The sequence below is a fragment of the Rhizobium sp. P1_E6 genome (assembly GCF_056405875.1).
The window spans coordinates 33469-59108 of the sequence record NZ_JBFUBG010000016.1 but is presented as its reverse complement, the minus strand read 5'-3'; the positions used below and the strand labels follow the sequence as shown (position 1 = coordinate 59108).

The 25640-nt window shown below is 60.8% G+C and carries 16 protein-coding genes and 1 pseudogene; 10 read left to right on the top strand and 7 right to left on the bottom strand.

Features of this window, described 5'->3' with window-relative positions; translation table 11 throughout:
- Positions 1 to 52: 52 nt before the first annotated feature.
- Positions 53 to 1129, bottom strand: coding sequence for an ABC transporter permease (locus AC1D35_RS11225; RefSeq protein WP_477832259.1), 1077 nt, complete (start codon positions 1127 to 1129; stop codon positions 53 to 55).
- Complete coding sequence (locus tag AC1D35_RS11220; RefSeq protein ID WP_477938596.1) at positions 1098 to 2576, bottom strand: sugar ABC transporter ATP-binding protein; 1479 nt, start codon at positions 2574 to 2576, stop codon at positions 1098 to 1100. The genes AC1D35_RS11225 and AC1D35_RS11220 overlap by 32 nt, the downstream gene beginning before the upstream one ends.
- Before the next feature lie 255 nt (positions 2577 to 2831).
- Between AC1D35_RS11220 and AC1D35_RS11215 the strand changes: the two are divergent.
- Positions 2832 to 3104 (top strand): annotated as a pseudogene (locus tag AC1D35_RS11215) (RpiB/LacA/LacB family sugar-phosphate isomerase); the annotation flags it as partial.
- A 6-nt stretch (positions 3105 to 3110) separates the two neighbouring features.
- On the opposite strand, the gene AC1D35_RS11210 reads toward AC1D35_RS11215, so the two are convergent.
- The 4 genes from AC1D35_RS11210 to AC1D35_RS11195 form a co-directional block, all read right to left on the bottom strand.
- The gene (locus tag AC1D35_RS11210) at positions 3111 to 4094 is read right to left on the bottom strand and encodes an ABC transporter permease (protein ID WP_113296602.1); all 984 of its coding nucleotides are present in this window, start codon (positions 4092 to 4094) and stop codon (positions 3111 to 3113) included.
- Positions 4091 to 5086: an ABC transporter permease gene (locus AC1D35_RS11205; protein ID WP_113296603.1), complete on the bottom strand. Its 996-nt coding sequence runs from the start codon at positions 5084 to 5086 to the stop codon at positions 4091 to 4093. Before AC1D35_RS11205 ends, AC1D35_RS11210 begins: the two co-directional genes overlap by 4 nt.
- Complete coding sequence (locus tag AC1D35_RS11200; protein ID WP_477853579.1) at positions 5083 to 6621, bottom strand: sugar ABC transporter ATP-binding protein; 1539 nt, start codon at positions 6619 to 6621, stop codon at positions 5083 to 5085. Before AC1D35_RS11200 ends, AC1D35_RS11205 begins: the two co-directional genes overlap by 4 nt.
- A 78-nt stretch (positions 6622 to 6699) precedes the next feature.
- A complete protein-coding gene (locus AC1D35_RS11195; protein ID WP_477853580.1) occupies positions 6700 to 7839 on the bottom strand; it encodes a sugar ABC transporter substrate-binding protein in 1140 nt (379 codons plus the stop codon).
- 234 nt (positions 7840 to 8073) lie between these two features.
- Here AC1D35_RS11195 and AC1D35_RS11190 point away from each other — a divergent pair, with 234 nt between their 5' ends.
- The gene (locus tag AC1D35_RS11190; protein ID WP_477938595.1) at positions 8074 to 9108 is read left to right on the top strand and encodes a LacI family DNA-binding transcriptional regulator; all 1035 of its coding nucleotides are present in this window, start codon (positions 8074 to 8076) and stop codon (positions 9106 to 9108) included.
- Here the strand turns inward: AC1D35_RS11190 and AC1D35_RS11185 are convergent.
- Positions 9080 to 11383, bottom strand: coding sequence for an FdhF/YdeP family oxidoreductase (locus AC1D35_RS11185; protein WP_477938594.1), 2304 nt, complete (start codon positions 11381 to 11383; stop codon positions 9080 to 9082). The genes AC1D35_RS11190 and AC1D35_RS11185 overlap by 29 nt on opposite strands.
- A gap of 249 nt (positions 11384 to 11632) precedes the next feature.
- Between AC1D35_RS11185 and AC1D35_RS11180 the strand changes: the two genes are divergently transcribed.
- The 8 genes from AC1D35_RS11180 to AC1D35_RS11145 all read left to right on the top strand — a co-directional run bounded on the left by AC1D35_RS11180 (position 11633) and on the right by AC1D35_RS11145 (position 25610).
- Positions 11633 to 12220 (top strand): ANTAR domain-containing response regulator, encoded by a 588-nt coding sequence (locus AC1D35_RS11180; protein ID WP_007816832.1) that lies wholly within the window; start codon positions 11633 to 11635, stop codon positions 12218 to 12220.
- 43 nt (positions 12221 to 12263) lie between these two features.
- Positions 12264 to 13541 (top strand): CmpA/NrtA family ABC transporter substrate-binding protein, encoded by a 1278-nt coding sequence (locus AC1D35_RS11175; RefSeq protein WP_477853588.1) that lies wholly within the window; start codon positions 12264 to 12266, stop codon positions 13539 to 13541.
- 452 nt (positions 13542 to 13993) lie between these two features.
- Positions 13994 to 15235: an MFS transporter gene (locus tag AC1D35_RS11170; RefSeq protein ID WP_477938593.1), complete on the top strand. Its 1242-nt coding sequence runs from the start codon at positions 13994 to 13996 to the stop codon at positions 15233 to 15235.
- A 16-nt stretch (positions 15236 to 15251) separates the two neighbouring features.
- Complete coding sequence (gene nirB / locus AC1D35_RS11165) at positions 15252 to 17702, top strand: nitrite reductase large subunit NirB (protein ID WP_477938592.1); 2451 nt, start codon at positions 15252 to 15254, stop codon at positions 17700 to 17702.
- A gap of 11 nt (positions 17703 to 17713) precedes the next feature.
- The gene (nirD, locus tag AC1D35_RS11160) at positions 17714 to 18043 is read left to right on the top strand and encodes a nitrite reductase small subunit NirD (protein ID WP_113296612.1); all 330 of its coding nucleotides are present in this window, start codon (positions 17714 to 17716) and stop codon (positions 18041 to 18043) included.
- Positions 18043 to 20700, top strand: coding sequence for a nitrate reductase (locus tag AC1D35_RS11155; protein ID WP_477938609.1), 2658 nt, complete (start codon positions 18043 to 18045; stop codon positions 20698 to 20700). Before nirD ends, AC1D35_RS11155 begins: the two co-directional genes overlap by 1 nt.
- A complete protein-coding gene (cysG, locus tag AC1D35_RS11150) occupies positions 20672 to 22147 on the top strand; it encodes a siroheme synthase CysG (protein ID WP_477853591.1) in 1476 nt (491 codons plus the stop codon). Before AC1D35_RS11155 ends, cysG begins: the two co-directional genes overlap by 29 nt.
- Positions 22148 to 22316: 169 nt before the next feature.
- Positions 22317 to 25610 (top strand): GH36-type glycosyl hydrolase domain-containing protein, encoded by a 3294-nt coding sequence (locus AC1D35_RS11145; RefSeq protein ID WP_477938591.1) that lies wholly within the window; start codon positions 22317 to 22319, stop codon positions 25608 to 25610.
- Positions 25611 to 25640: the final 30 nt, after the last annotated feature.

Sequence of the window (25640 nt, the reverse complement as noted above, 5' to 3'; positions counted from 1 at the left end):
GCCTGTCGGACGGGGCGAACGAAGCGCCTGCCCCGAATTTCTGCTGATGAGCTCAGGCTCCGAAATTTCGTTTCTGGTCGAGCATGACGGCGCCGACGATCAGCGCACCCTTCAGGACCTGCTGGTAGTAGGACTGGATGCCCATCAGATCGAGACCGTTGTTCATGACGCCGATGATGAGCGCGCCGATCAATGTTCCCGTCACGCGGCCAACACCGCCGGAAAGGCTCGTGCCACCGATGACGACTGCCGCGATCGCATCCAGCTCATAAGCGACGCCGGCCTGCGGCAGGCCCGAACCGGTGCGGGCGCTGAGCAGGATACCTGCAAGCCCTGCGAGGCCGCCGGAGATCACATAGACGGTGAAGCGGATACGACCCGTATTGATGCCCGAGGTCTTGGCCGCATGCGGATTGCCGCCGACGGCGTAGATATAGCGGCCGAACCGCGTACGGTTGAGGATCCACCAGGAGACCGCAAACACGACCGCAAGCACGATGACCGGAGCAGGAAGGCCGAACACATCGCCGGTGCCGATCCAGCGGAAGGCGGGTGTGAGTGCGGGAACCGGACGGCCGCCACCATAGATCAGCGTCATGCCGCGGGCAGCCGAAAGCATGCCGAGCGTGGCGACGAAGGCAGGCACCGAGAAGCGCGAGACGATCGCGCCGGAGATCGAGCCGCAGACAACACCGACCAGGACACCGACCAGCAGGCCGATAGCGACCGGATAGGGCGAACCGATGACGCCGGCCGTTTCCGAAGTGGTGGCAAAACTGGCGCTGACGATGCCGGCGAGTGCCACGACAGAACCGACCGACAGGTCGATGCCGCGCGTCAGGATCACGAAGGTCATGCCGATCGCCAGCACGCCGTTGATGGACGTCTGCAGCAGAACGTTGGAAATATTGCCGCCGGTCAGGAAGAACTCATTCGAGAACGACAGGATAACGACCAGAAGCAGGAAGGCGAGGAAGATGCCGTATTCCTGCACGATCAAACGGCGCTGCTCGGTCTTGAACCAGCCGCCCGCACTTTTGTTCTCACTCACTGACACTGCCTGCTCCTCTGCTGCCGGACGAACGCCCTGACCCTGGTCAGGTTGATAAGTGGACGAGTGATTGGGCATTCGTCTCCTCCCGGCTGTATATTCCGGCGCTCTTGCCGCCGCGCATCACCATGATGCGGTCCGACATGCCGAGAACTTCGTCGATTTCCGATGAGATCATCACCACGGTGCCGCCGCCTTCGGCGAAGTTGCAGATGATGCGATAAATTTCCCGCTTGGCGCCGACATCGACGCCGCGTGTCGGCTCATCCAGCAGCAGGACCTTGGGGTTGCGCAGGAACCATTTGCCGAGAACGACCTTTTGCTGGTTGCCGCCGGAAAGGCCTGATACCGGCATGGTGTCGCGCGCTGCCTTTATCTGAAATTGCTCGCGCATGCGCTTACTGGCATCCACTTCCTTTGCATGATCCATGGAAAAGGCTGGGCTCAGTTCAGGCAGGCTTGCCATGCAGATATTGGCGCGAACGGAATCGGAGAGATTGAGCCCCGTCTGCTTTCGATCTTCGGTTACCAGCGCGAGACCATGGGCCATCGCATCCGATGGCTTTGCAACCGAGATCGCCGCACCATCGACCGAGATGCGCCCCGCAGACGGTTTTTCGAGCCCAAAAAGGCAGTTGAAAATCTCCGTGCGCCCGGAGCCCATCAGCCCGTATATGCCGAAGATCTCGCCCTTACGGGCGGCGAAGGAAATGTCCTCGATCTTGTTCGGGCACGAAAGCGCACTGACCTCCAGACCGATCTGCGGTGTCGGCGTATTGGTCTTGACGTATTCTTCGGCAAGTTCCCGCCCGACGATCATGCGGATCAAGCTCGGCCGGTCGATCTCCGACAAGGCGCCGGCACCGACGAAGGAACCGTCGCGGAAGACCGTGTAGGAATCAGCGATCTGGAAGATTTCCGAAAGGCGGTGCGAAACGTAGACGATACCGCGTCCCTGCGCCTGCAAGCGGCGGATCGCCGCAAAGAGCTGCTGGGCCTCACGCTCGCCGATGGCCGATGTCGGTTCGTCCATGAAGATGACTTCGGCATCGTGGCTGAGCGCCTTGGCAATCTCCACCAGCTGCATCTGCGCGACCGAAAGGTTCATCATGTACTGGTTTGCACGGATATCGAATTCCAGCCCATCGAGCAGCCTCTGCGCCGCGCGGTTCATGGTGCGGAAATCGATGCCGCCGAAACGGGCTGACGGCTCGCGGCCGAGATAGATATTCTCGGCAACCGTCATGTGCGGAACCGGGCTCAGTTCCTGCTCGATGATGGCAATACCGGACGCGAGCGCATCAGCCGGCCTGGAGAAATCCACCTCCTGGCCACGCCTGCGGATCGAACCGGCATCGCGCTTGTGAATGCCCATCAGAATTTTCAGGAATGTGGACTTGCCCGCGCCATTGCCGCCGCAAAGCGCATGGACCGAGCCGGCGCGAAGTTGGAAGCGGCCGTCGCGCAGGGCTGCGACACCGCCAAAGGACTTCTTGAGCCCTTCCACTTCCAGCAGAAATTCCACGTCAGTCTCCTCCACGCATACGTCTGGCGAGCAAATTCCAACGCGCCATTCGACATCAGGAAACCTCCGCCCGAATGTCGATACTGACAATATTCGACTCGCGTTCGACAAATGTCAAGCGATATGAAATCACTTAAATGTCAGGGTGCCAGAGAGCCAGGAACGGTGCCGAAAACCCAGCAATTGCGGGGCTAAGAGCGATATCACGACGGGAAAGAGGGCTTGCGGAACATCATGCTGACGTAGCGCAAAGAGATTATCGACGGCRATTATGATCGCGCCCTGCTCTTCTGCGGAACGGGCGTCGGCGTGTCGATTTCTGCTAACGAGCATCCTGGCGGCGCTGACCCACGATACCTATTCTGCCGAGCGCGCCGCCAAGTCATCACCACCGTGGATGCATGGGTGGTCGGCCCCGAACCAGCCTGAGCGATCGTCGATACCTACCTCGCCTGCAGCCTCGACCCGAATCGTCTATCGGTCGAACACGTCAAGGCAATCGAACGCCTAGATGAAGCGAAGTACTGAGTTTCGTCACGAGACCTTCTGCCGCCCGTAAAGCAGCAACATGCCGATGATGACCGCCCCATAGATGAGCTGGCGACCGGCTTCCTCGATCTGCATGACAGAGAGAATCGACTGGAGAAGGGTGATCAAGATGACGCCGGCCACGGTTCCGAGATAGGAACCCTTGCCGCCGAGCACATGTGTGCCGCCAAGCACCACGGCCGCGATCGAGGGCAAGAGATAGGCGTCACCCATGGATTGGGATGCTTTCGAGGCGTAGCCGGCGAGAAGCACGCCGCCGAGCGCGCTAAGCCCACCTGACATGATGAAGGCCAGCAGGGTGATCCTGCGAGTGTTGATGCCGGACATATACGCGGCGCGCTCGCGATTGCCGATTGCATAGAGCGCCCTGCCGAAAGTCGTTCGCGTTAGCAGGAAGACGGCAAGCAGGCCGACGGCCAACCACACCAGAACGCCATTCGGAAGCCCCGGTATGGCATAGCCGGTTGCCAGGAAGCGCATGGCGGCAGAAGCCGAATCCTGCGGTGAGAAACCGCCGGTATAGACGACCATCAAGCCTTGCGCGACGGCATTGGTTGCAAGCGTGATGATCATCGAGGGAATGCGCAGATAGGCAACCGCGATGCCATTGACGAGACCGATCGCAGCACCACAGAGAATGCCGAATGGGATTGCGAGAACCGCACCCGTCGTTCCGTAAGCAGTGGCGGCGCAGGCCATCATCGCCCCTGTCGTCACGACCCATGGCACCGACAGGTCGATCTGCCCGAGCAGGATGACCGCCATCATGCCGGTTGCGATGACACCAAGGAAGGAAGCCACCTTCAACTGCTGCAGCAGGTAATCCGGCGACAGGAAGTTGGAGGAATAGAGCGAACCACCGAGAAGCAGCAGGATGATACAGCCAAAGGCGATCGCCACCGCCGGATCGACACCGCGCAGCCGGGCGGGCACGGGAATTTGCCGCATGGTGGAAGCATCCTCGCTCATTGGAACCACTCCAGGCGATTGCGGACCCGCGACAGGCCGATGCAGCCGATACTGACTGCCAGCATCAGCACCACTCCCTGGAAGAGCGGCTGCCAGAGCGGATCGAGATCGAAGACGAACAGCAGGTCGCCGATGGTGCGGAAGGCCAGCGCACCGAAGACGGCACCGACGGCGCTTCCCTTGCCACCCGCCAGCGAAACGCCGCCCAGCACCACTGCCGCGATCGAATAGAGCGTATAGGCATTGCCGCTCGCAAAAGCTGCCTCGCCCGTATAGGAAAAGAAGGTCAGGTAAAGCCCGCCGATCGCTGAAAGCAGCCCCGCCAGCCCATAGGCGGCGAGCTTCGCCCGTTTCACCGGCATGGCCGACATGTAAGCGGCGTTTTCCGCCGAGCCGACCGCATAGGCGGTGCGGCCGAGCACCGAACGGCTGAACGGCACCCAGATCACCAGGACGACAAGCGCGAGCACGACGAGGCTTGCAGGGATGACGCCAAAAAGTTTCGAGGTAAACACATCGGCGAGATCTTCATTGACCGAGCCGCCGGGTGTGGGCCGCAACAGCAGCGCCAATCCGTAAAAGACCGCACTGGTCGCAATCGTTGTGACGATCGGCTGCAATCGACCGAAGATGATGACGAGCCCATTCAGCAGGCCGCAGGCGAGACCGGTCAAAAGTACGGCCACGACACCCAACCCAGTCTGCAGCGGCGTGCCGACGACGAGCCATGAGGCAAGGCAATTGCACAGGATGAGGATCATGCCGACCGAAAGGTCGATGCCCGATGTGATGACCACGAAACATTGCGCCATCGCCACGAAAGCGAGCAGTGTCGCCTTGTTGGCGGCCGTCTGCACCACATTCGGCGTGAAGCCGGCCGGATGGTTCGAGACATAGATGATGAACATCAGGATGAAGAGAAGCGCTGCAAAGAGCGTACCCTTCTGCTGAACGTACCAGTACCGCCATTCGCCGCCCGCCTGCCTGCTCATTGGGCTATCCTTTGCTGCGCTTGGCCGGCGCCGATGTTGAGGGCGGCGCTCACCAGCTCGCGCTCGGTAATCTCGTCTCCCTCGAGGATGCGCACGATGCTGCCATCATACATGACGAGCACGCGATCGCAGCATCCGGCCAGTTCGTCATAGTCCGTCGAATAGAAGATGATGGCCGCGCCCGCGTCGGCAAGCTTGCGCAGCAAAGCATAGATCTCCTGCTTTGTGCCGACATCGATGCCGCGGGTCGGATCATTGAGCAGAATGATGCGCGGGCGGTTCATCAGCCATTTGGCGATCACGACTTTCTGCTGGTTGCCGCCTGACAGCGAAGCGACCGGCATGTCGATCGTCGCGGCCTTGATCGCTAGAAGCTTCAACAGCTCGTCTATCTCGCGAAGCTCCGCGGCCCGGTCGATCACGCCATTGCGTGAAACGCGGTCGAGTGCGGCGATCGACAGGTTCTCGCGCACCGTCATGGGGAGCATGAGGCCCTCGGTCTTGCGGTCCTCCGGAATCAGCGCCATGGAGATATCGCCTGATTTCGCAGCACCTGGGCTCTTCAACCTTACCGGTCGGCCATTGACCGCCACCTCGCCTTTCAGGTCGCGCAGCACACCGAAAAGCGCCAGCAGCAATTCGCGCTGCCCTTGCCCGTCCAGCCCGCCGAACCCGATGATTTCGCCGGGCCGCACATCGAAATTGATCCCGGAAAGCCGGTCTTCCCAAGAGAGATTGCGGCAGGAGAGCACCGGCGCATGTGCCCTCGATCGCAGCGGCTTGGGTGGGAAGACATTGGTATATTCGCGTCCGATCATCAGTTCCACAACCTGCTGGTCCGTCTTGGTGCCGGCAGGATAGGATTCGATGCTGCGGCCGTTTCTAAAGACCGTGCAGTCATCAGCGAGCTCGGCAATCTCGTGCATGCGATGGGAAATGTAGATCAGCGCCATGCCCTCGGCACGCAGTTGCTTCAGCACGCCAAAGACCTTCTCGACATCCGACTGGGTTAGCGCCGAGGTCGCCTCGTCGAGGATCATCAACCGCGGCTTGCGCGCAAGAGCCTTGGCAATCTCCACCATCTGCCGACGGGAAAGCGGCAGGTCCTTGACAAGGGACGAGGGATGGATATCGGCCGCTCCGGCACGGGCCAGCGCAGCTTCAGCAATCTGACGCTGCCTGTTGCGGTCGATCATGCCGAAACGAAGCGGCGGATTGCTGATAACGATGTTGTCGGCCACCGACAGATCGGGAATGAGCGACAGTTCCTGGAAGACGCAGACGATGCCCTCGGCATTGGCGGCAGCCGGCGAGGCGAAGGAGACCTCGCTCCCGTCAAGCAGCATGCGCCCCTCATCAGGCGCGACTACCCCTGCCATGATCTTGATGAGGGTTGATTTACCGGCGCCGTTCTCCCCGAGCACGGCATGGATCGCGCCCGGGCGGACTGCGATATTGGCTTCCTTCAGCGCAATCGCGCCGCCGTAGCGTTTCGATATGCCTTCCAGGCGCAGAAGCGGTTCGGAAAGGGTCATGCATCCAGCCTCCATTCGGTCGCGTCGAGATCAAGACTGCGGGCGCGAGCGCCCGCAGTCAGGTCCGGATGGTGGGGATTACTGGTTTTCCTTGGACTGCCCCATGATCTCCTGTGCGGTGAAGTTGATACCGCAGGTCGGGAAGGCGTTGCCGACGAAGAAGTTGTCGGATTGGGTGGGGTAATAATCCTCACCTTCCTTGAAATCGGGATCCGAAACGAGTGCCGTCGGCAGCTTAACGGCCTGGGGCACGACTTCGCCTTCAAGAGCGGCGATGGCCGTCTTGATAGCGACGGCGACCTGCGCCGGACCGGTACCGGCCGACGAGCATTTCAGACCGTCGCCAGCATGGGCCGCGCAGAATTTGCGAAAGCCGTTCTCCGTCTCACCGCCGAAGGGCACGAAAGCATGCTTCGCATCGATCATCGCCTGCACGACGCCGGTGTCACCGCCTTGGGCAGTGATGCCATCGAACGGACCATTGGTAGCGATCGCATCGGCCGTTGCCTTCTGGGCCACGCCGTCGTCCCACTTGCCGACGACTTCAGTCACGGTGAACTTCTTGCCGGAAGCGTCCAGCGTCTCGTGGATGCCGTTATGGCGATCCGTATCGACCGAAGTTCCAGCAACGCCGCGCACTTCGAGGATCTTGCCACCCTGCGGCAGGTGCTTCACCAGCCAGTCGGCCCAGATGACACCGAGGCCCTTCTGGTCGACATTGACGTTGATCGCATCCTTGGTGTCGAGGATATTGTCGAAGGCGACAAGAACGACGCCGGCTTCCTTGGCGCGCTTGATGACCGGACCGAAGGCTGTCGGGTTCTGGGCGTTGACGACGACGGCATCATAACCGGCATCGATGAAGTTGTTGATCGCCGAAATCTGGGCCGGAACGTCCTCGCCGGTCGACACAACCTTGAATTCTTTGAGTTTGGCGGCGACATCCGGCTGGGCAGCGTAGGCCTTTGCCGTTTGCACCATCTGGATGCGCCAGGTGTTGGCGATATAGCCGTTGGCAAGCGCGATGCGGTAACGACCATCCTTCTTCGGATATTGCAAGAACTGGGTTTCGGCCGACCACGGAACCATGCAATTCGGATCGGCGGCGGGGCCGGACACGACCTTTGGCTCCGCCATGGCCGTGCTGCAGAGCAGAGCAAACGCCGACGCCGAAAACGCGGCGACACGTGCCATTTTCGCTTTCTTCACCTTGAGCATTGAATATCTCCTCCCTCGGGCGGACCGAGCCGCCTCTCCACAAAGTCTTATTGGCATGCTGATTCCCGGAAGGTTCCATCCCATCCTTTCCGGTGCAATTTTAGCGTAACATAGTTGACAGCGCTGTCAAATCGGATTTGCTAGCGCTGTCAACTGCAAATTCAAAGAACAATATTTCGCAACTGCGAGATAAATTACAGATCCGCACGACTTTGTTGTATAGAGCGAGAGCACATGCGAAGAGTAACTTTGGACGATGTGGCAACTTTGGCCGGCGTCAGCCCGATCACAGTTTCACGCGTACTTCGCAAGCCCGACGCGGTCTCGGAAGCGCTGCGGCGGCGTGTCAATGCCGCCGTCCAGGAACTCGGCTATGTGCCGAATATTGCGGCCAGCCGGCTTGCCTCGTCGCGCACGCACGCAATCGGCGTCATTGTGCCGACGCTCTATAACGTCATCTTTGCCGAATATCTCTTTGCTCTGCATGACGTGCTTGTCGGGGCGGGCTTTCAGGTCATCGTCGTCAACAGCCGGTATTCCGAGCAGGAAGAGGAAAATGCCGTCAAGGTACTGCTCGGCCAACGGGTCGAAGCGATCATCATCGCCGGCATTCATCATACACCGCTTGCCCATCAGCTTCTGATGCGGGCGCATTTGCCCGTTGTCGAGACATTCGAGTTGTCGCCGGATCCGATCGACCTCAATATCGGCATGCTGCAAGATCGCGCTGGGCAGGCGGCAACGCAGCATCTCATCGACCGCGGCTTCAAGCGTATTGCCTTTCTGGCGGGCAATCTCGACCATCGTTCCCAGTCCCGCTTCGACGGCTATCGCCTGGCAATGCAGGAAGCGGGCCTGGAGAACCTTGAGATCGTCACCCAGCGACCGCGGCACAGCTCGGTTGCGCTCGGCTCCGATCTCCTGGCCCTGATGCATGAACGTGGCGACCGCCCGGAAGCGATCTTCTGCACCGACGACAACGTGGCGCTCGGCGCCATGCAGGAGTGCCGCAAGCGCGGCATCCGCGTGCCTGACGATATCGCCATCATCRGTTTTCATGATCTGGAATTTTCTGCCTGTGCGTCACCCTCCCTCTCGTCGATCGTGACGAGGCGTTTCGAGACGGGCAAACTTGCCGCCGAAAAGGTACTGGCGGCCCTCAATTCGACGAGCCGCCAGCCGCCGAGCCAGATCGATCTTGGCTTCGAAGTCATCGCCCGCGAAAGTACAGGCATAACCATCAGGCAGCAGCTTGGGCCTCGCTCTTAGAGATCGTGACCGGAACCCCCTTGTAGCTCGGCGTGCCCGACTTGCGGTCATAGTGATCGAGCGCGATCACCGCATTCATTTCCGGATAATAGCCGGCCACCGAACCGAAGGGGATATTATACTCGACAACCGTGAAACCGATGACGGTTTTCCCACCCCCGTTGCGGGTGGCTGAGCGGATATCGATCCGGTCTCCGTCACGCAGGCCCCGTTCAGCAAGATCCTGACCGCTCATGAAGATGACATCACGGCGGCCGAAGATACCGCGATAGCGATCGTCGAGGCCGTAGACCGTCGTGTTGTATTGGTCGTGGCTGCGCAGCGTCGTCAGCACCAGTGTCGTCGGGTCCTTCAGGCGAGGATCTTCGTCGAGACCGGGGGCGACGAGGAAGGTTGCCTTTCCGCTCGCCGTCTTCCAGACGCGGTAAGAAGCGGGAACATCGAGCCGGAAGCCGCCGCGAACGCGGACACGGCTATTGAATTCGTGAAAGTCCGGGAACACCAATTCTATCTTGTCGCGGATGCGGTCGTAATTGGAGATCAACCCGCTCCAGTCGATGCTATATTTTGTGCCCAATGTGGCCATTGCAATGCCTGCGATGACGGCCGGCTCAGACTTCAATAACTCACCCGGCGGCTTCAGGAAGCCGCGCGAGGCGTGCACCATCGACATGGAATCTTCGACCGTCACCGACTGCGGCCCTGATGCCTGCGTGTCAAGGTCTGTTCGTCCGAGGCAGGGAAGGATGATCGAGGTCTTTGCCATCAAGAGATGCGAGCGGTTGAGCTTGGTCGCGATATGGACGGCGAGATCGAGCTTGCGCATGGCCTTGAAGGTGACGTCAGGATCGGACATGGCGACAGCCAGATTGCCGCCGAGGCAGATCAGCGCCTTCGATTTGCCGGCAGCGATCGCCTCGATGGCCTCGACCGCATTATGGCCCTTCTCTGCAGGGGGACGGAAACCAAAGGCGCGTTCCATGCCGTCGAGCAGCGCTTTGTTCGGAATTTCGGTAATGCCGACAGTCCGGTCGCCCTGAACGTTGGAATGACCACGCAGAGGGCAGAGACCGGCGCCGGGGCGGCCGACATTGCCGCGCAGCATCAGGAAATTGGCAAGCTGCTGGACATTCGCCGTTCCGTTCGCGTGCTGGGTGATGCCCATGCCGTAACAGAGGATGACATTGCGGGCGCTGAGATAGACATCGACGGCGCTGTTCAGCGCTTCCATGGTGAGACCGGAGACACTGAGGATATCGGCCCATCGCGCGGCGGCGAGATCCTCTTTCAGGGCATCGATGCCGACAGTGTGTTCGGCGATAAAGGCCCTGTCCAGAACGCCCTCGCCACCAGCGACAAGATCGGCCTCATCGCGCTCGAAGATCAGTTTCATCAGACCCTTGAGAGCTGCGAGGTCGCCACCGGTGCGGAGCTGGTGATAGGCCGATGCGATGCGTGTCGAGGAAAAGGTCACCATCTCCACCGGATTTTGCGGCGCCGCGAAACGCTCGAGCGCCCGCTCCTTCAGCGGATTGAAGACGATGATGGGCACGCCGCGGCGCGATGCCTCATGCAAGGTCGTCATCATGCGCGGATGGTTCGTTCCGGGATTGTGGCCGAAGCTGAAGATGGCATCGGCATGATCGAAATCCTCAAGTGTCACCGTGCCCTTGCCGACACCAAGCGACAACGGCAGCCCGACGCTCGTTGCCTCATGGCACATGTTCGAACAGTCGGGGAAGTTGTTGGTGCCATAGGCGCGTACAAAAAGCTGGTAGAGGAATGCAGCTTCGTTCGAAGCACGGCCGGAAGTATAGAACTCAGCCTCGTCCGGGCTGGCGAGCTTGTTCAGCTCTGCGCCGATCAAGTTGAAGGCGTCATCCCATTCGATGGCTTCGTATTTATCCGTGGTACCGTTGTATTTCAGCGGGTGCGTCAGCCGACCCTGGTCTTCGAGCTTGTGATCGATCCATTCCCAAAGCTCCGAGACCGTATGTTCGGCAAAGAATTCCGGCGCGACACGGCGGGCAGTCGATTCCCATGTGATCGCCTTTGCACCATTTTCGCAGAATTCGAAGGACGAGGTGTGCTTCGGATCGGGCCAGGCGCAGCCAGGACAGTCGAATCCGTCCGGCTGGTTTGCCTTGAGCAGGGTCGTGCTGCCCTGCGCGACGATCTGCTGATGCTTCAGCGTTTTCGCCACCGCTTTCAGAGCATCCCAGCCGCCTGCGGGATGCCCGTATTCCTCAACACCATCAGGACGCTTGTCGCTCATGTCAGCTCTCCGTCTTCGAGACAGCCGGACGATAACAGTGCGCGGCCGGGCGGTGCATTATACTCAGGCATAGGTAGCGCAGCCAACGGCAAGGCGCATGGATGCCGCGATCTCTTTCGAAACCCCGGGGAAATCAGGCGGCTGCACATATATAAAGCAACAAGACCATTATTTAGTCATTTTTACAAAATGCCTAATAAATTGCCTTTTAAGCTTGTCCGCTTTGCTGCGTTGCGTCATAAATAGCGCATGAGCCGGCTCGACCTGACCATTCTTGTGATCGATGAAAACACCATTCGCGCCTCCATCATCGAAGAGGGGCTGCGGGAGGCTGGTCATGCGCGCGTGACGGTCATCCACGAAGTTCAAGGCGTGGCGAGAATCATCGATACACTGCGGCCCGATGTCATCATCATTGATATCGAAAACCCCAATCGCGACATGATGGAGCATCTATTTCAACTGACGCGCACTGTCGGCAGGCCGATCGCCATGTTTGTCGACCGTTCAGACACGGCCTCCATCGAGGCCGCAGTGGATGCAGGCGTCTCGGCTTACATCGTTGACGGGTTGAAGAAGGAGCGCGTCAAACCCATTCTTGATATGGCGGTCAGCCGCTTCAATGCCTTCAGCCGGCTACAGCGCGAACTTGCCGATGCCAAATCGGCTCTCGAGGAACGCAAAGTGGTGGAGCGCGCCAAGGGCATTTTGATGAAGATGCGCGGCCTGTCAGAGGAAGAGGCATTTGCACTGCTGCGCCAGACGGCGATGAACGAGAAAAAGAAGATGTCCGACATCGCCCAGAGCGTCGTCACCGCGGCAGGGCTTTTGATGTGATGGCGGCCTCGCGTGCTGATGTCCGGAGAAAGCCGGAGTGAATATGATGACGAAAAACCTTGATCCCGGCGCCGGTCTGCCGGCCCCCGCGCGTCTCAATGGCGAAGGCCAGAGAACACTGAGGGCCGGCTTCATTCCGCTTGTCGATGCCTCTGTGCTGATAGTTGCCGCAGAATTCGGCTTCGCGCAGCGGGAGGGCCTGACGCTCGACCTCGTCAAGGATGTCTCCTGGGCCAACGTTCGCGACCGCCTCGCCTTCCGGCAGTTCGATATCGCCCACATGCTCTCGCCGATGCCTGTCGCCTCCATGCTCGGCCTCGGCTCCAATCCATCGCCGACGATCACGCCCTTTTCTCTCGGGCGCGGCGGAAATGCGATCACGCTTTCGACCCGCCTGTTCGATAGAATGCGGGATGCCGCCGATCTTTCCGAGACCGCGAATGCACTAGAAAATGCCAGGGCGCTCGCAAAGGTGCTGGCAGAGATGAGAGCGCGCGGAGAGCCGTTGCCCACCTTCGGCGTCACCTATCCCTTTTCCTCGCATAATTACGAATTCCGCTACTGGCTCGCCGCCGGGGGCATCGATCCGGACAAGGACGTCAAACTCGTCGTCGTGCCGCCGCCGCTGACGTCGGATGCGCTGGCTGCCGGCGGCATCGACGGATTTTGCGTCGGCGCACCCTGGAACATGGTGGCGTCGGAGCGCGGTGTCGGGCGTATCGTCGCTGCCAAACAGGATATCTGGCCATCTGCACCGGAAAAGGTGATCGGCATGCGCCCGGAATGGGCGGACAGCCATCCGGAAACAGTCTCCCGGCTGATCGTTGCTCTCGACGCAGCGGCGCGCTGGTGCGACCGGCCGGAAAACCACGATGCGCTTGCCGAGGCCCTCGCGGATGCCCGCTACATCGCAGCCCCGGTTCACATCATCCGTCATGTGCTGGCCGGCGAGTTCAGCCTCGATGCAAAGGGGAACCGGCGCATCATCGATAATTACTTCATGTTCCATTCGGGCTTTGCCAATTATCCTCGCACGAGCCAGGCACTCTGGATCTACAGCCAGATGATCCGCTGGGGTCAGGCCGAACTCGGTCTAAACCCCGCACGCGCAGCCGCCTCCGCCTATCGCCCGGACCTTTACCGCACCGCCCTTGGCGAGGGGAGCGCACCCATTGATGCCGACGTGCGCATCGAAGGCGCGGACGAAGACGACCGTTTCATGGACGGCCATGTTTTCGACCCATCGAAACTGCCGGATTATATTGCGGGCTTTGCCGTGAAGAGCGCCTTGCCCTTCATTCCGCACGCTGATGAGACCTGACAGAACTGCTGCATTGCATAAATCGCTTGCAGCATTTCCGACCCGCGACTGAGCAATCGCACAAAAGTTTTGCAGAGCGATTTCGTGCTTCCAAAAGCAGCATCGGGTGTAGGTCGAAGTAATTTCCTTTTATTTCAATAACCTGCAGTAGCTTGAACAAACTGGCACGCCGCTTGCAAGACTAAAACTGCACTGGTCAAGGGCGATCGGGGCAGGATGTGCGCGATAGGCGCTCATCAGAGACACAGAGTTACCTCTTGGCATCTGCATACGGATTGCTTGAGGCAGATGGGCCAGAAGGCCATGAATTCGGCGTCCAACGGCGGGCGCCACCAGCAAAGCCGCTGATCAGGATATTTCGCGCACCTCGTGCATGCGCGTCCTGACCAGCGGCTTTTTGTTTTAACCCCCAGCGATAGATCGGCACGACCTTGTCGGGCCACGGAGAAGCCATGTCTGTCATCGAGAAAGCGCAGCCCATGTCCGCCGGCGAACCAGCCAAAGCACTGTGGATCTCCACGGTCGCCTTCACTCTCTGTTTTGCCGTCTGGACGATCTTTGCGATCATCGGCATCCGCATCAAGCAGGAACTCAACCTGAACGAAGCCGAGTTCGGATTGCTGGTCGGCACCCCGGTGCTGACCGGTTCGCTCGTGCGTATCGTTCTCGGCATCTGGACGGGACGCTACGGCGGCCGTCTTGTTTATACGCTGACGATGCTTGCCGCCGCATTGGCGACCTTTCTGCTTTCCTACGCCCACACCTACTCGCAGATGCTGATCGCCGGCCTCGGTGTCGGGCTTGCCGGCGGATCCTTCGCGGTTGGCGTCGCCTACGTCTCGCCCTTCTTCCCGGCGGAGAAGCAGGGAACGGCGCTTGGCATCTTCGGCGCGGGCAATGTCGGCGCGGCCGTGACCAAATTCGCGGCCCCGTTCGTTCTGCTCGCCTGGGGCTGGCAGGCGGTCGCAGAGATCTGGGCCGTCTGTCTGGCGTTGATGGCAATCGTCTTCTGGTTCACCACGACCGATGATCCGGCCTTCCGTCTTCGCCGCGAACRTGGCGTTGCTTCCAAGAGCCTTGCCCAGGAATTCGCGCCGCTGCAGAACGTTCAGGTCTGGCGCTTCTCGCTCTACTATTTCTTCGCCTTCGGCGGGTTCGTCGCCCTGTCCTTGTGGCTGCCGCGCTATCTGGTCGGCGTCTATGGCTTCAACCTGGAAACTGCAGGCATGGTCGCAGCCGCCTACTCCATCCCGGGCAGCATCTTCCGAGCCTTCGGCGGCGTGCTGTCGGACAAGAAGGGTGCGCGCAGCGTTATGTATGCGATGTTTGCCGTATCGGCCGTGGCCACCCTCATTCTTTCACTGCCGTCTGCTACCATCACGCCTGTCATTTTCATCGTCGTCATCTTCGTGCTCGGCTTCTTCATGAGCCTCGGCAAGGCTGCCGTCTACAAGCACATTCCGGCCTACTATCCCGAAAGCGTCGGAGCCGTCGGCGGCATCGTCGGGATGATGGGCGGGCTTGGCGGCTTCATCCTTCCGATCGCCTTTGGCCTCCTCAAGGACATGACCGGCCTTTGGTCGAGCTGCTTCCTGCTGCTTTTCGCGATCGTCGCGATCTCGCTGATCTGGATGCACCTGTCCGTAAAGCAATTGTCACGCCAGGGGCACTCCGCGCCCGTGGCTGCAACCTGACCAAGGACCTGTAAATATGACCGAAAAACTCGTCATCATCGGCAATGGCATGGCGCCTGGGCGCATGCTGGAGCACCTCTTGGAACAGGCGCCGGGCCGCTATGAAGTTACGATCTTCAACGCCGAGCCGCGCGTCAATTACGACCGCATCATGCTCTCGCCTGTCCTGTCAGGAGAAAAGGACTACGAACAGATCATCATTCACGGCGACGGCTGGTACATCAAGCACGGCATCACGCTGTACAAGGGCCACAAGATCATCAACATCGATCGCGTCGCCAAGACCGTCACCTCCGACCACGGCGTCACCGAAGGCTACGACAAGCTGGTGATCGCAACCGGATCAGTGCCCTTCATTATCCCTGTTCCCGGCAAGGATCTGCCGGGCGTCATCACCTACCGTGATCTCGACGACGTTCAGGCCATGCTGCTGGCGGMCCAGTCGCGCGAAAAGGCAATCGTCATCGGCGGTGGTCTGCTCGGGCTCGAAGCAGCCGCCGGCCTTGCCCAGCGCGGCATGGATGTCACCGTACTGCACGTCATGCCAACGCTGATGGAGCGCCAGCTTGATCCCGCTGCCGGCTACCTGCTGCAGAAAGCCGTCGAGGAACGTGGCATCAAGGTGATCTGCAAGGCCAATACCAAGGCGATCATCGGCGACGGCAAAGTGGAGGGTATCGAGCTCGACAACGGCACGATCATTCCCGCCACGCTTGTCGTCATGGCTGTCGGCATTCGACCGAATGTCAATCTTGCCAAGGACGCCGGACTTGCCGTCAACCGCGGCATCGTCGTCGATGCCGGCATGCAGACATCGGATGGCGATATCTACGCGCTCGGAGAATGCGCCGAGGTGGGTGGCATGGTCTATGGCCTCGTCGCGCCGCTCTACGAGATGGCCCGCGTGGCCGCCGCCCATCTGTCCGACGACACGAAGCCGGCCTTTAAACATTCCGACACGCCGACGAAGCTCAAGGTTACCGGCATCGAACTCTACTCGATCGGCGATTTCGCCGACGGCGACGACCGGCAGGAAATCGTACTGCGCGATGCGACTGCAGGAATCTACAAGCGCCTTGTTCTGAAGGACAACCGCATCATCGGCACGGTGCTTTATGGCGAAACCTCGGACGGCGCCTGGTTCAACGACCTCAAGAAAAAGGCCGTCGACATCTCCGAAATGCGCGACACATTGATCTTCGGCCAGGCCTATCAGGGAGGATCCCCGCTGGACCCTATGGCGGCCGTTGCAGCCTTGCCGGATGATGCGGAAATCTGCGGCTGCAACGGCGTCTGTAAAGGCAAGATCACGTCCACGATCTCGGCCAAGGGACTGACATCGCTCGATGACGTGCGTGCTCACACGAAGGCCTCCGCCTCCTGCGGCTCCTGCACCGGCCTTGTCGAGCAGCTCATGTCCTTGACGCTGGGTGATGCCTATAATCCGCAGGCCGTGCAACCGATGTGCAACTGCACTGAACTCGGCCATGACGACGTGCGCCGCCTCATCAAGGCGAAGACGCTGAAGACCATTCCCGCCGTCATGCAGGAACTGGAATGGAAGACGTCGGGCGGCTGTGCCAAATGTCGCCCCGCGCTCAACTATTACCTCGTCTGTGACTGGCCGGACGAATATGCCGACGACTATCAGTCGCGCTTCATCAATGAACGCGTCCACGCCAACATCCAGAAGGATGGTACCTATTCCGTCGTGCCGCGCATGTGGGGCGGAGTAACCAATTCCGGCGAACTGCGCGCCATCGCCGACGTGGTCGACAAGTTCGCCATTCCGATGGTCAAGGTCACGGGCGGCCAGCGCATAGATCTGCTCGGCGTCGAGAAGGAAGACCTGCCCGCTGTCTGGGCAGATCTCGGCAAGGCCGGCTTCGTCTCCGGCCAGGCCTACGCCAAGGGTCTGCGCACGGTGAAGACCTGCGTCGGCTCCGACTGGTGCCGCTTCGGCACCCAGGATTCGACAGGGCTCGGCATCCGCATCGAGAAATTCATGTGGGGCTCCTGGACACCGGCCAAGCTGAAGATGGCAGTCTCCGGATGTCCGCGAAACTGTGCGGAAGCGACCTGCAAGGATGTCGGCGTCATCTGCGTGGATTCCGGCTTCGAGATCCATTTTGCCGGCGCCGCAGGCCTGGACATCAAGGGCACCGAGATACTCGGCCTCGTCAAGACCGAGGACGAAGCGCTCGAACATATCGTGGCACTGACCCAGATGTACCGCGAACAGGGCCGTTACCTGGAGCGCATCTACAAATGGGCCAAGCGTATCGGCCTTGACGAGATCCGCCGGCAGATCATGGAAGACCATGAAAAGCGCCAGGCCTATTACGAGCGCTTCGTCTTTTCCCAGAAATTCGCACAGGTCGATCCCTGGTCGGAGCGTGTCTCAGGCAAGGACAAGCACGAGTTCCGGCCGATGGCAACCATCGGCTTCAATCAGGCGGCCGAGTGAGGAGAACCATCATGAACTGGCACCCGATCGGCGACATTTCCGATATTCCGCTACGCGGCTCCCGCTGCGTGAAGACCCCGCAGATGAATATCGCCGTCTTTCGTACGAGCGAGCATGAAGTCTATGCGATCGAAAACCGCTGCCCGCACAAGGGCGGACCGCTTTCTGAAGGCATCGTGCACGGCAATGCCGTCACGTGCCCGCTGCACAACTGGGTGATTTCGCTGGAGACCGGCAAGGCGCTCGGTGCCGATAACGGCACGGTGCGCACGATCCCGCTCAAGAACGAGGGCGGCACGCTCTATATCGCGCTCGAAAGCCTGATGATGGCGGCGGAATGATGGGAGCAGAGGTCAAGACCACCTGTCCTTATTGCGGCGTCGGCTGCGGCGTGATCGCCAAGGTGGACGATGCCGGCGCTATGACCGTGAAGGGCGACCCCGAGCATCCGGCCAATTTCGGCCGGCTCTGCTCCAAGGGTTCGGCGCTCGCCGAAACGATCGATCTGGATGGGCGTCTGCTCCATCCGGAAATCGACGGCAAGCAGGCGGAATGGGATGAGGCTCTCGATCTCGTAGCGCAGCGCTTTTCGGAAACTATCGCCGAACACGGGCCGGACTCCGTCGCCTTCTATGTGTCGGGCCAGTTGCTGACCGAGGATTATTACGTCGCCAACAAGCTGATGAAGGGTTTCATCGGCTCAGCCAATATCGATACCAATTCGCGCCTCTGCATGTCCTCGTCGGTCGCCGGCCATCGGCGCGCCTTTGGCTCGGATACCGTGCCGGGCCTCTACGAGGATCTGGAACTCGCCGATCTCGTCGTCCTGACCGGCTCTAACCTTGCCTGGTGCCATCCTGTCGTCTACCAGCGGCTGGCGGCTGCCAAGGCTGCCCGACCGGGCCTGAAGATCGTCGTCATCGATCCGCGCAGAACGATGACCTGCGATATCGCTGACCTGCATCTCGCCATCCGACCCGATGGCGATGTGGCGCTTTTCATGGGACTGCTCGCCCATCTCGCGGCAAGCCCGGCCATCGACCAGAACTACATCGGCGCTCATACGGAAGGTTTCGGCGCGACCTTTGCCGCTGCTTCCACATTGACAACTGACGATCTGCTCGATCGCACCGGCCTGCCGGCAATGCAGGTGAGAGAATTCTTCCGGTTGTTTGAAGCCACCGAAAGGGTGGTCACCTGCTACAGCCAGGGCGTCAACCAGTCGGCTTCCGGTACCGACAAGGTCAATGCCATCATCAATTGCCACCTGGCGACGGGTCGCATCGGTCGACCCGGCATGGGACCGTTTTCGCTGACCGGCCAGCCGAATGCCATGGGCGGGCGCGAAGTCGGCGGCCTCGCAAATATGCTGGCCGCCCATATGGCCATCGAAAACGCTGGGGATCGCGACCGGGTGCAGCGCTTCTGGAATGCGCCTGATCTTGCCAGCAAACCCGGCCTGAAGGCCGTCGATCTGTTCGGAGCCGTCGAGGCGGGTCATGTCAAGGCGCTCTGGATCATGGCGACCAATCCCGTCGTTTCAATGCCCAATGCCATCAGGGTCGAGGCAGCGATTGCCGCCTGCCCCTTCGTCGTCGTGTCGGACATGTTGCGCGAGACCGATACGACACGACACGCGCATGTGTTGCTCCCCTCCCTCGGCTGGGGTGAGAAGGAAGGGACTGTCACCAATTCGGAACGCCGCATATCCAGGCAGCGCCCCTTCCTGAGCGTGCCGGGGGAAGCACGCGCCGACTGGTGGCAGATGGCAGAAGTCAGCCGCAGGATGGGTTTTACTGAAGCTTTCGACTACCCATCGCCGGCCGCCATCTTCGCTGAGCATGCCGCTCTGTCCGCCTTCGAGAATGATGGCAGCCGCGACTTCGACATCGGCGCCTATGCCGAAATACAGCCCCCCACCTATGATGCGCTGAAGCCGTTCCAGTGGCCGCAACCTTCCGGAACGGAGAAAAAGGAAACGCGGTTCTTCGCCGAGGGCGGTTTCTTCCATCCCGATCGCAAGGCGCGCTTCATCGCCGTCGAAGCGCCGGCAACCAACAGGACAGATGCGGCCTATCCCTTCACGCTGAATACCGGCCGGATCCGCGACCAGTGGCACACGATGACGCGCACGGGAAAGAGCGCGCGGCTGTCATCCCATATCGCCGAGCCCTTCGCCGAGATCCACCCGCGCGACGCGATCGAGCTTGGCGTGGCTGGTGCCGCCCTCGTGCAGGTCGAAAGCGCCTACGGCAAGGCCATCATCCGCGCGCTTGTGACCGACCGGCAGGCACGCGGCAGCGTTTTCGTGCCCATGCACTGGAGCGATCAGAACTCCGCTGGGGGGCGGATCGGCGCTGTCGTCAAACCCGCAACGGATCCGGTTTCCGGCCAGCCCGCCTCGAAGAATGTCGCGGTTGCCGTCAGCCGCTATCGCGCTGCCACTTATGGTTTCGCTGTCAGCGTGACAAAGCCTGATGTGCTCGATGCGGACTATTGGGCACTTGCCAAGGCCGATGGCGGCTGGCGACTGGAGATCGCGTTCCGTGACAGCATCGCAGACTGGACGGCGTGGTGCCGAAAAAGCTTCGGTATTGCCGACCATATCGAGCCCTTGGGTTATGCCGACCAGCAATCGGGCGACCGGCGCATCGCCTTCTTCGACGGAGAAAGGCTGCTTGCCGCGCTCTTCCTTGCAAAGGAGCCGGTTGCTGTCGCACGCAACTGGGCAGTCTCGCAGCTGACTGCAGATCACAGCAATCTGCGCCGCCGGTTTGCGATCATTGCCGGCAGGCCGGGCGCTGACATGCCGGATCCAGGGGCCACCGTCTGTTCCTGCTTCAGCGTCGGCGTCAACCAGATCGTCGCCGCCGTCCGTTCCGGCTGCCGCAGTGTCGAGGCGATCGGCAGCGAACTGAAGGCCGGCACCAATTGCGGCTCCTGCCGCGCTGAAATCAGAGGGATCATCAATGCCTGTGTTGCAGACGCTGCCGAATGATGTTGCCGACCGGGCGCCGGCCCGCATGGCGCCGCTCGCCAAGCTGCCGGTCTTCTGGTCGCTTGCCGGCCAGCGGGTGATCGTCGCCGGCGGTTCGGATGCCTGCGCCTGGAAGGCGGAACTGCTGGCCGCCTGCGGGGCGAGAGTCGAGATCCATGCAGAGCAACTGAGCGAGGTCTGTGCCACCCTCATTGAGCGCGGCTCCCCACATCCAGAAGGCGCGCTCATCCACCGTCCAATGGCATGGCACGAGGATGTTCTTGCAGGCGCGGCGCTTGCCATAGCGGACTGCGATGACGAGGCCGAAGCCCGGGAGTTCTTCGAGGCCGCGCGCCGAGCCGGCGTTCCCGTCAATGTGATCGACAAACCGGCTTTTTGCCAGTTCCAGTTCGGTTCCATCGTCAACCGCTCGCCCGTCGTGGTGTCGATCTCGACCGATGGCGCCGCCCCCATTCTCGCCCAGGCCATTCGCCGCCGCATCGAGACGCTGCTGCCGACATCCCTGAAATCCTGGGCGACCCTTGCCCAGTCATTGCGCGAAGAGATTGCCCTTCGTCTGAAGCCCGGCGCTGAGCGCCGCGCCTTCTGGGAGCGTTTTGTCGATCGCGCTTTCGGAGCTGAACCGACGCAGACAAGCGCCCGCGATCTGCTTGCGGAGATGAAAGGGCAGGCTCAGGCGCGCCCCGTCGGACGAGTGACGCTTGTCGGCGCCGGTCCCGGCGATGCGGAATATCTGACGCTGAAGGCCGTGCGGGCATTACAAGCCGCCGATGTCATCCTGTTCGATGATCTGGTGTCGGACGAAGTTCTGGAACTGGCGCGGCGTGAGGCCAAACGTCTATTGGTTGGCAAGCGCGGCGGGCGCACGAGCTGCCGGCAGGAAGACATCAACGAGATGATGTTGACTTTCGCCAAGGCCGGCAAGAACGTTGCCCGGCTGAAATCCGGCGATCCGATGATCTTCGGCCGCGCCGGCGAGGAGATCGCCTATCTGAAACAGCATGATATTCCGGTCGATGTCATCCCTGGCATCACGGCGGCAAGCGCTATGGCGTCACGGCTCGGTGTTTCCTTGACCCACCGCGATCATGCTCAGGCCGTCCAGTTCGTCACCGGGCATTCGCGTCATGGCGAGCTGCCTGAGACGATCGACTGGCACGCCCTTGCCGATCGGAAAAAGACGACGGTCTTCTACATGGGCGGAAGAACCGCCGGCGCCATACAGAACAGACTTATCGAAGCCGGCCTCGACACAAAGACGCCCGTCGTTATTGTCAGCTCGGTCGCCAGTGCCGACGAGAGGCGGTGGAGCGGCAATCTGGAAGATCTCGCTATCGCCATGGTCGATATGGGCTTCGACCGGCCAGTGCTGATCGGTGTCGGAGAGGTTTTTTCCGCTTGCTGTCTAGCAGCAGAAGACCATCTGCCAGCTGCGGCCAGGGCATAGCGGCGTAAGAGCCTTTTTAGCCCAAAAAAGGATGAAGAGCGGCAGTTCGGCAATCCGGACTGCGGTAAACAGTCTGCGCGACACGATCTCACCAGTGACAACAGATAATATTTCCCTCAATCATTTTGCGTCATTCTTCGATTCCCTTTTAGGCGACACGAGATCTCACATGCCCTCGAGACTGAATCGCAAATTGCAGATGCCCCGCCGCGACGACCTCGGCCTTCTGACAATCGCAAACGGCTCCGGCCTCTCCATATCCGCGCTACCGAACGGCACGCTCTTTTCCATCGATTATGCCGATAGTCTCGGATCTGTGCAGATCAACCAGATCCAGGGATCGCCGCTTTCCGGCGGCGTCGGACGTCTCTACCTGCGGCTCGGCGGCAAGGAGCCTGTCGTCGCTGAAATCGTCGGACCGCGGGCAAAGGGCCGCTTCGGCCACCACGAAACGGGCTTTACCTGGAGCGGTGAAGCTGGGGAAATCCGTTATCACGTCAGCCTCGTGCTCGCCCCCTCCGAGGCGACTTGGTTCTGGCATGTCACGCTCACCCATGCCGGCGAGGATAAGCTGCCGGCCGATCTTGTGCTGGTTCAGGATGTCGGCCTCGGCGATCGTGGTTTCCTGATGAACAGCGAGGCTTATGCCTCGCAATATGTGGATCATCACATCGCCGAGCATCCGGCTTTCGGACTGGTGGTGATGAACCGGCAGAACCTCAAGCAAGGTGGCGGACGCATTCCGTGGCTCGCACAGGGCTGCCTGGAAGGTGTGGCTGCCTATGCCACAGATGCAATCCAGCTGGTGCAATCAGCCGCTCGCAGTAACGATCTTCTCGTCGGCCCCTTCGGCAGCGACCTGCCAAGCCAGCGCCGGCAGCATGAGATGGCCTGCCCTGCCCTTCAGTCGAAGCCGCTTTCCGTTTCATCCGAGGGCGTGACGGCCAGCTTCTTCGGCCTGTTCCTCAACGATCACCAGGCAGCATCAAGCGATGCGGATCTTTCCCGCCTCGACCATCTGACCACCGCCGAGAAGAAGGCGGCTGGTCCGGCGGAGAAAACGCCTCCGCGCAGCATCCTGCAGAATGCTGCGCTGTTGACGGTGGAAACGCTCGGCGACAAGGCGCTCGCCGGCCTCTATCCTGACCGCATCCTCGAAGAACGCGTCGACGGACAGCTCCTCTCCTTCTTCGTGCCCGAGGGGGCTCTCAACCGGCATATCGTGCTACGGGAAAAGGAGCTACAGGTCGCGCGGCGCCATGGAGCGATCATCCGCAGCGGCCAGAACATGCTGCTCGACGATGTCACGCTGGCATCGACCTGCTGGATGCAGGGCATCTTTGCCGCGCAACTGACGATCGGCAATACATCCTTCCACAAGCTGCTTTCCGTCTCCCGCGACCCCTACAATTTGACGCGCACCACCGGGCTGCGCATCCTTGTCGATGTCGGCCAGGGCTGGCAGCTTCTCGCCGTGCCCTCGATCTTCGAGATGGGGCTTAGCGACTGCCGCTGGATCTATCGCCTTGCCGACCGCACCATCACCGTGATGGCCACGGCCCCCGGCGAGGATCCTGCCATGCAGTGGGCGGTCTCCGTGGAAGGCAAGCCCTGCCGTTTCCTGGTTTTCGGTCACCTCGTCCTCGGCGAACGGGAATATGATACGAGCGGTCATGTCGAATTCGACGACGATGCCAAGCGCATCCTCTTTCGTCCGGACCCGCATTGGCTCTGGGGTGAGCGTTTTCCCGATGCAAGCTATTGGCTGGTGAGCTCCACACCCGATGCCGTTGAGGCGATCGGCGGCGACGAGCTTCTCTATGAGGATGGCGTCGCCCGCAACGGCGCCTTCATTGCGGTGCGGTCCAAGGAAACACGATCGCTGTCCTTCACCGTCGTCGGCTCGATGACGGACAAGGCGGAGGCCAAACGTCTGGCAGATCGCTATGCAGGCGGCGTGACGCAAGAAGAGATGCTGGCACCGGCGTCACGTTTCTGGCGCGATACTATCCGCGGCCTGACGCTCGACAAGCCAAGAGCCGAAGCCGTGGCGCATGCGACGATCCTTCCCTGGCTGGCGCATGACGCCATCGTGCATTTGAGTGTTCCGCACGGGCTTGAGCAATATACGGGCGCGGCCTGGGGTACCCGAGATGCCTGCCAGGGGCCGATTGAATTCCTGCTCGCTTATGAGCATGATCGCGAAGCCAAAGAAGTCGTGAAGACGGTCTTCAGCGAGCAGTCCCTGCAAAAAGGCGACTGGCCGCAATGGTTCATGCTGGAGCCCTATTCCAACATCCGCTCCGGCGACAGCCACGGCGACATCGTCGTCTGGCCGCTCAAGGCACTATGCGACTATATCGAAGCGACCGGCGATCTTGTCATCCTTGAGGAGAAAGTCGCCTGGCGCGACGACAAGACGATGGGCAAAGCGCCGGCTGATACGATCGCCATCCATGTCGAAAAGCTCCTCGATACGGTGCGCGAACGCTTCATCCCGGGCACGCATCTGATCCGCTATGGCGAAGGTGACTGGAACGATTCCCTGCAGCCAGCCGATCCCCATCTGCGCGACTGGATGGTGAGCAGCTGGACAGTTTCCCTGCTCTACGAGCAGGTCGTGCGTTACTCCGCCATCCTGCGCCGCGTCGGCAAGGGGGATGGCGCAACAGCGCTGCGGAAGATCGCAACCGCCATGCGGCGCGACTTCAACAAGCATCTGATCCGCGACGGCGTGGTTGCCGGCTACGGCATCTTCGATCCCACCCATGACGGGGTCGAACTGCTGCTGCATCCCGACGACCAACGCACCGGGCTGCATTACTCGCTGATCTCGATGACACAGGCGATGCTCGGCAAGCTCTTTACGCCGGGGCAACGGCAAGAGCATATGAAGCTGATCGAAAAGCACCTGCTCTTCCCCGATGGCGTGCGCCTGATGGAGAAGCCTGCGACCTATGCAGGCGGCCCGGAAACACTCTTCCGCCGCGCCGAATCCTCGTCCTTTTTCGGCCGCGAAATCGGTCTGATGTATGTGCATGCGCATCTACGCTACTGCGAAACGCTGGCCATAGCCGACGATGCAAAAGCCCTCTGGAGGGCGATCGGCCTCGTCAATCCGATCGCTGTCACGGATGCCCTGCCGCAAGCATCTCTGCGCCAGCGCAATACCTATTTCAGCAGCAGTGATGTCGCCTTCCCGGATCGCTATCAGGCCGCGAGCAACTGGCAGCAGGTCAAAAAGGGCGAGATCGCCGTCGACGGCGGCTGGCGCATCTATTCCAGCGGCCCCGGCCTCTACGCCCGCAGCTTTGTCGAAAACATACTTGGCTTCAAACGCCGCTTCGGACGGCGCAAGCGGCTGCCGCTTCTGCCATCTTCGGCGTTGGTCACGATCAAGACGGATCACGCACCGTGGCGCCGGCTGAACGCTGTGTCCAACACGCCGAAGCGCAAAGATTAAAGGACGGCTTTGCGCAGGCGACTAGAATCG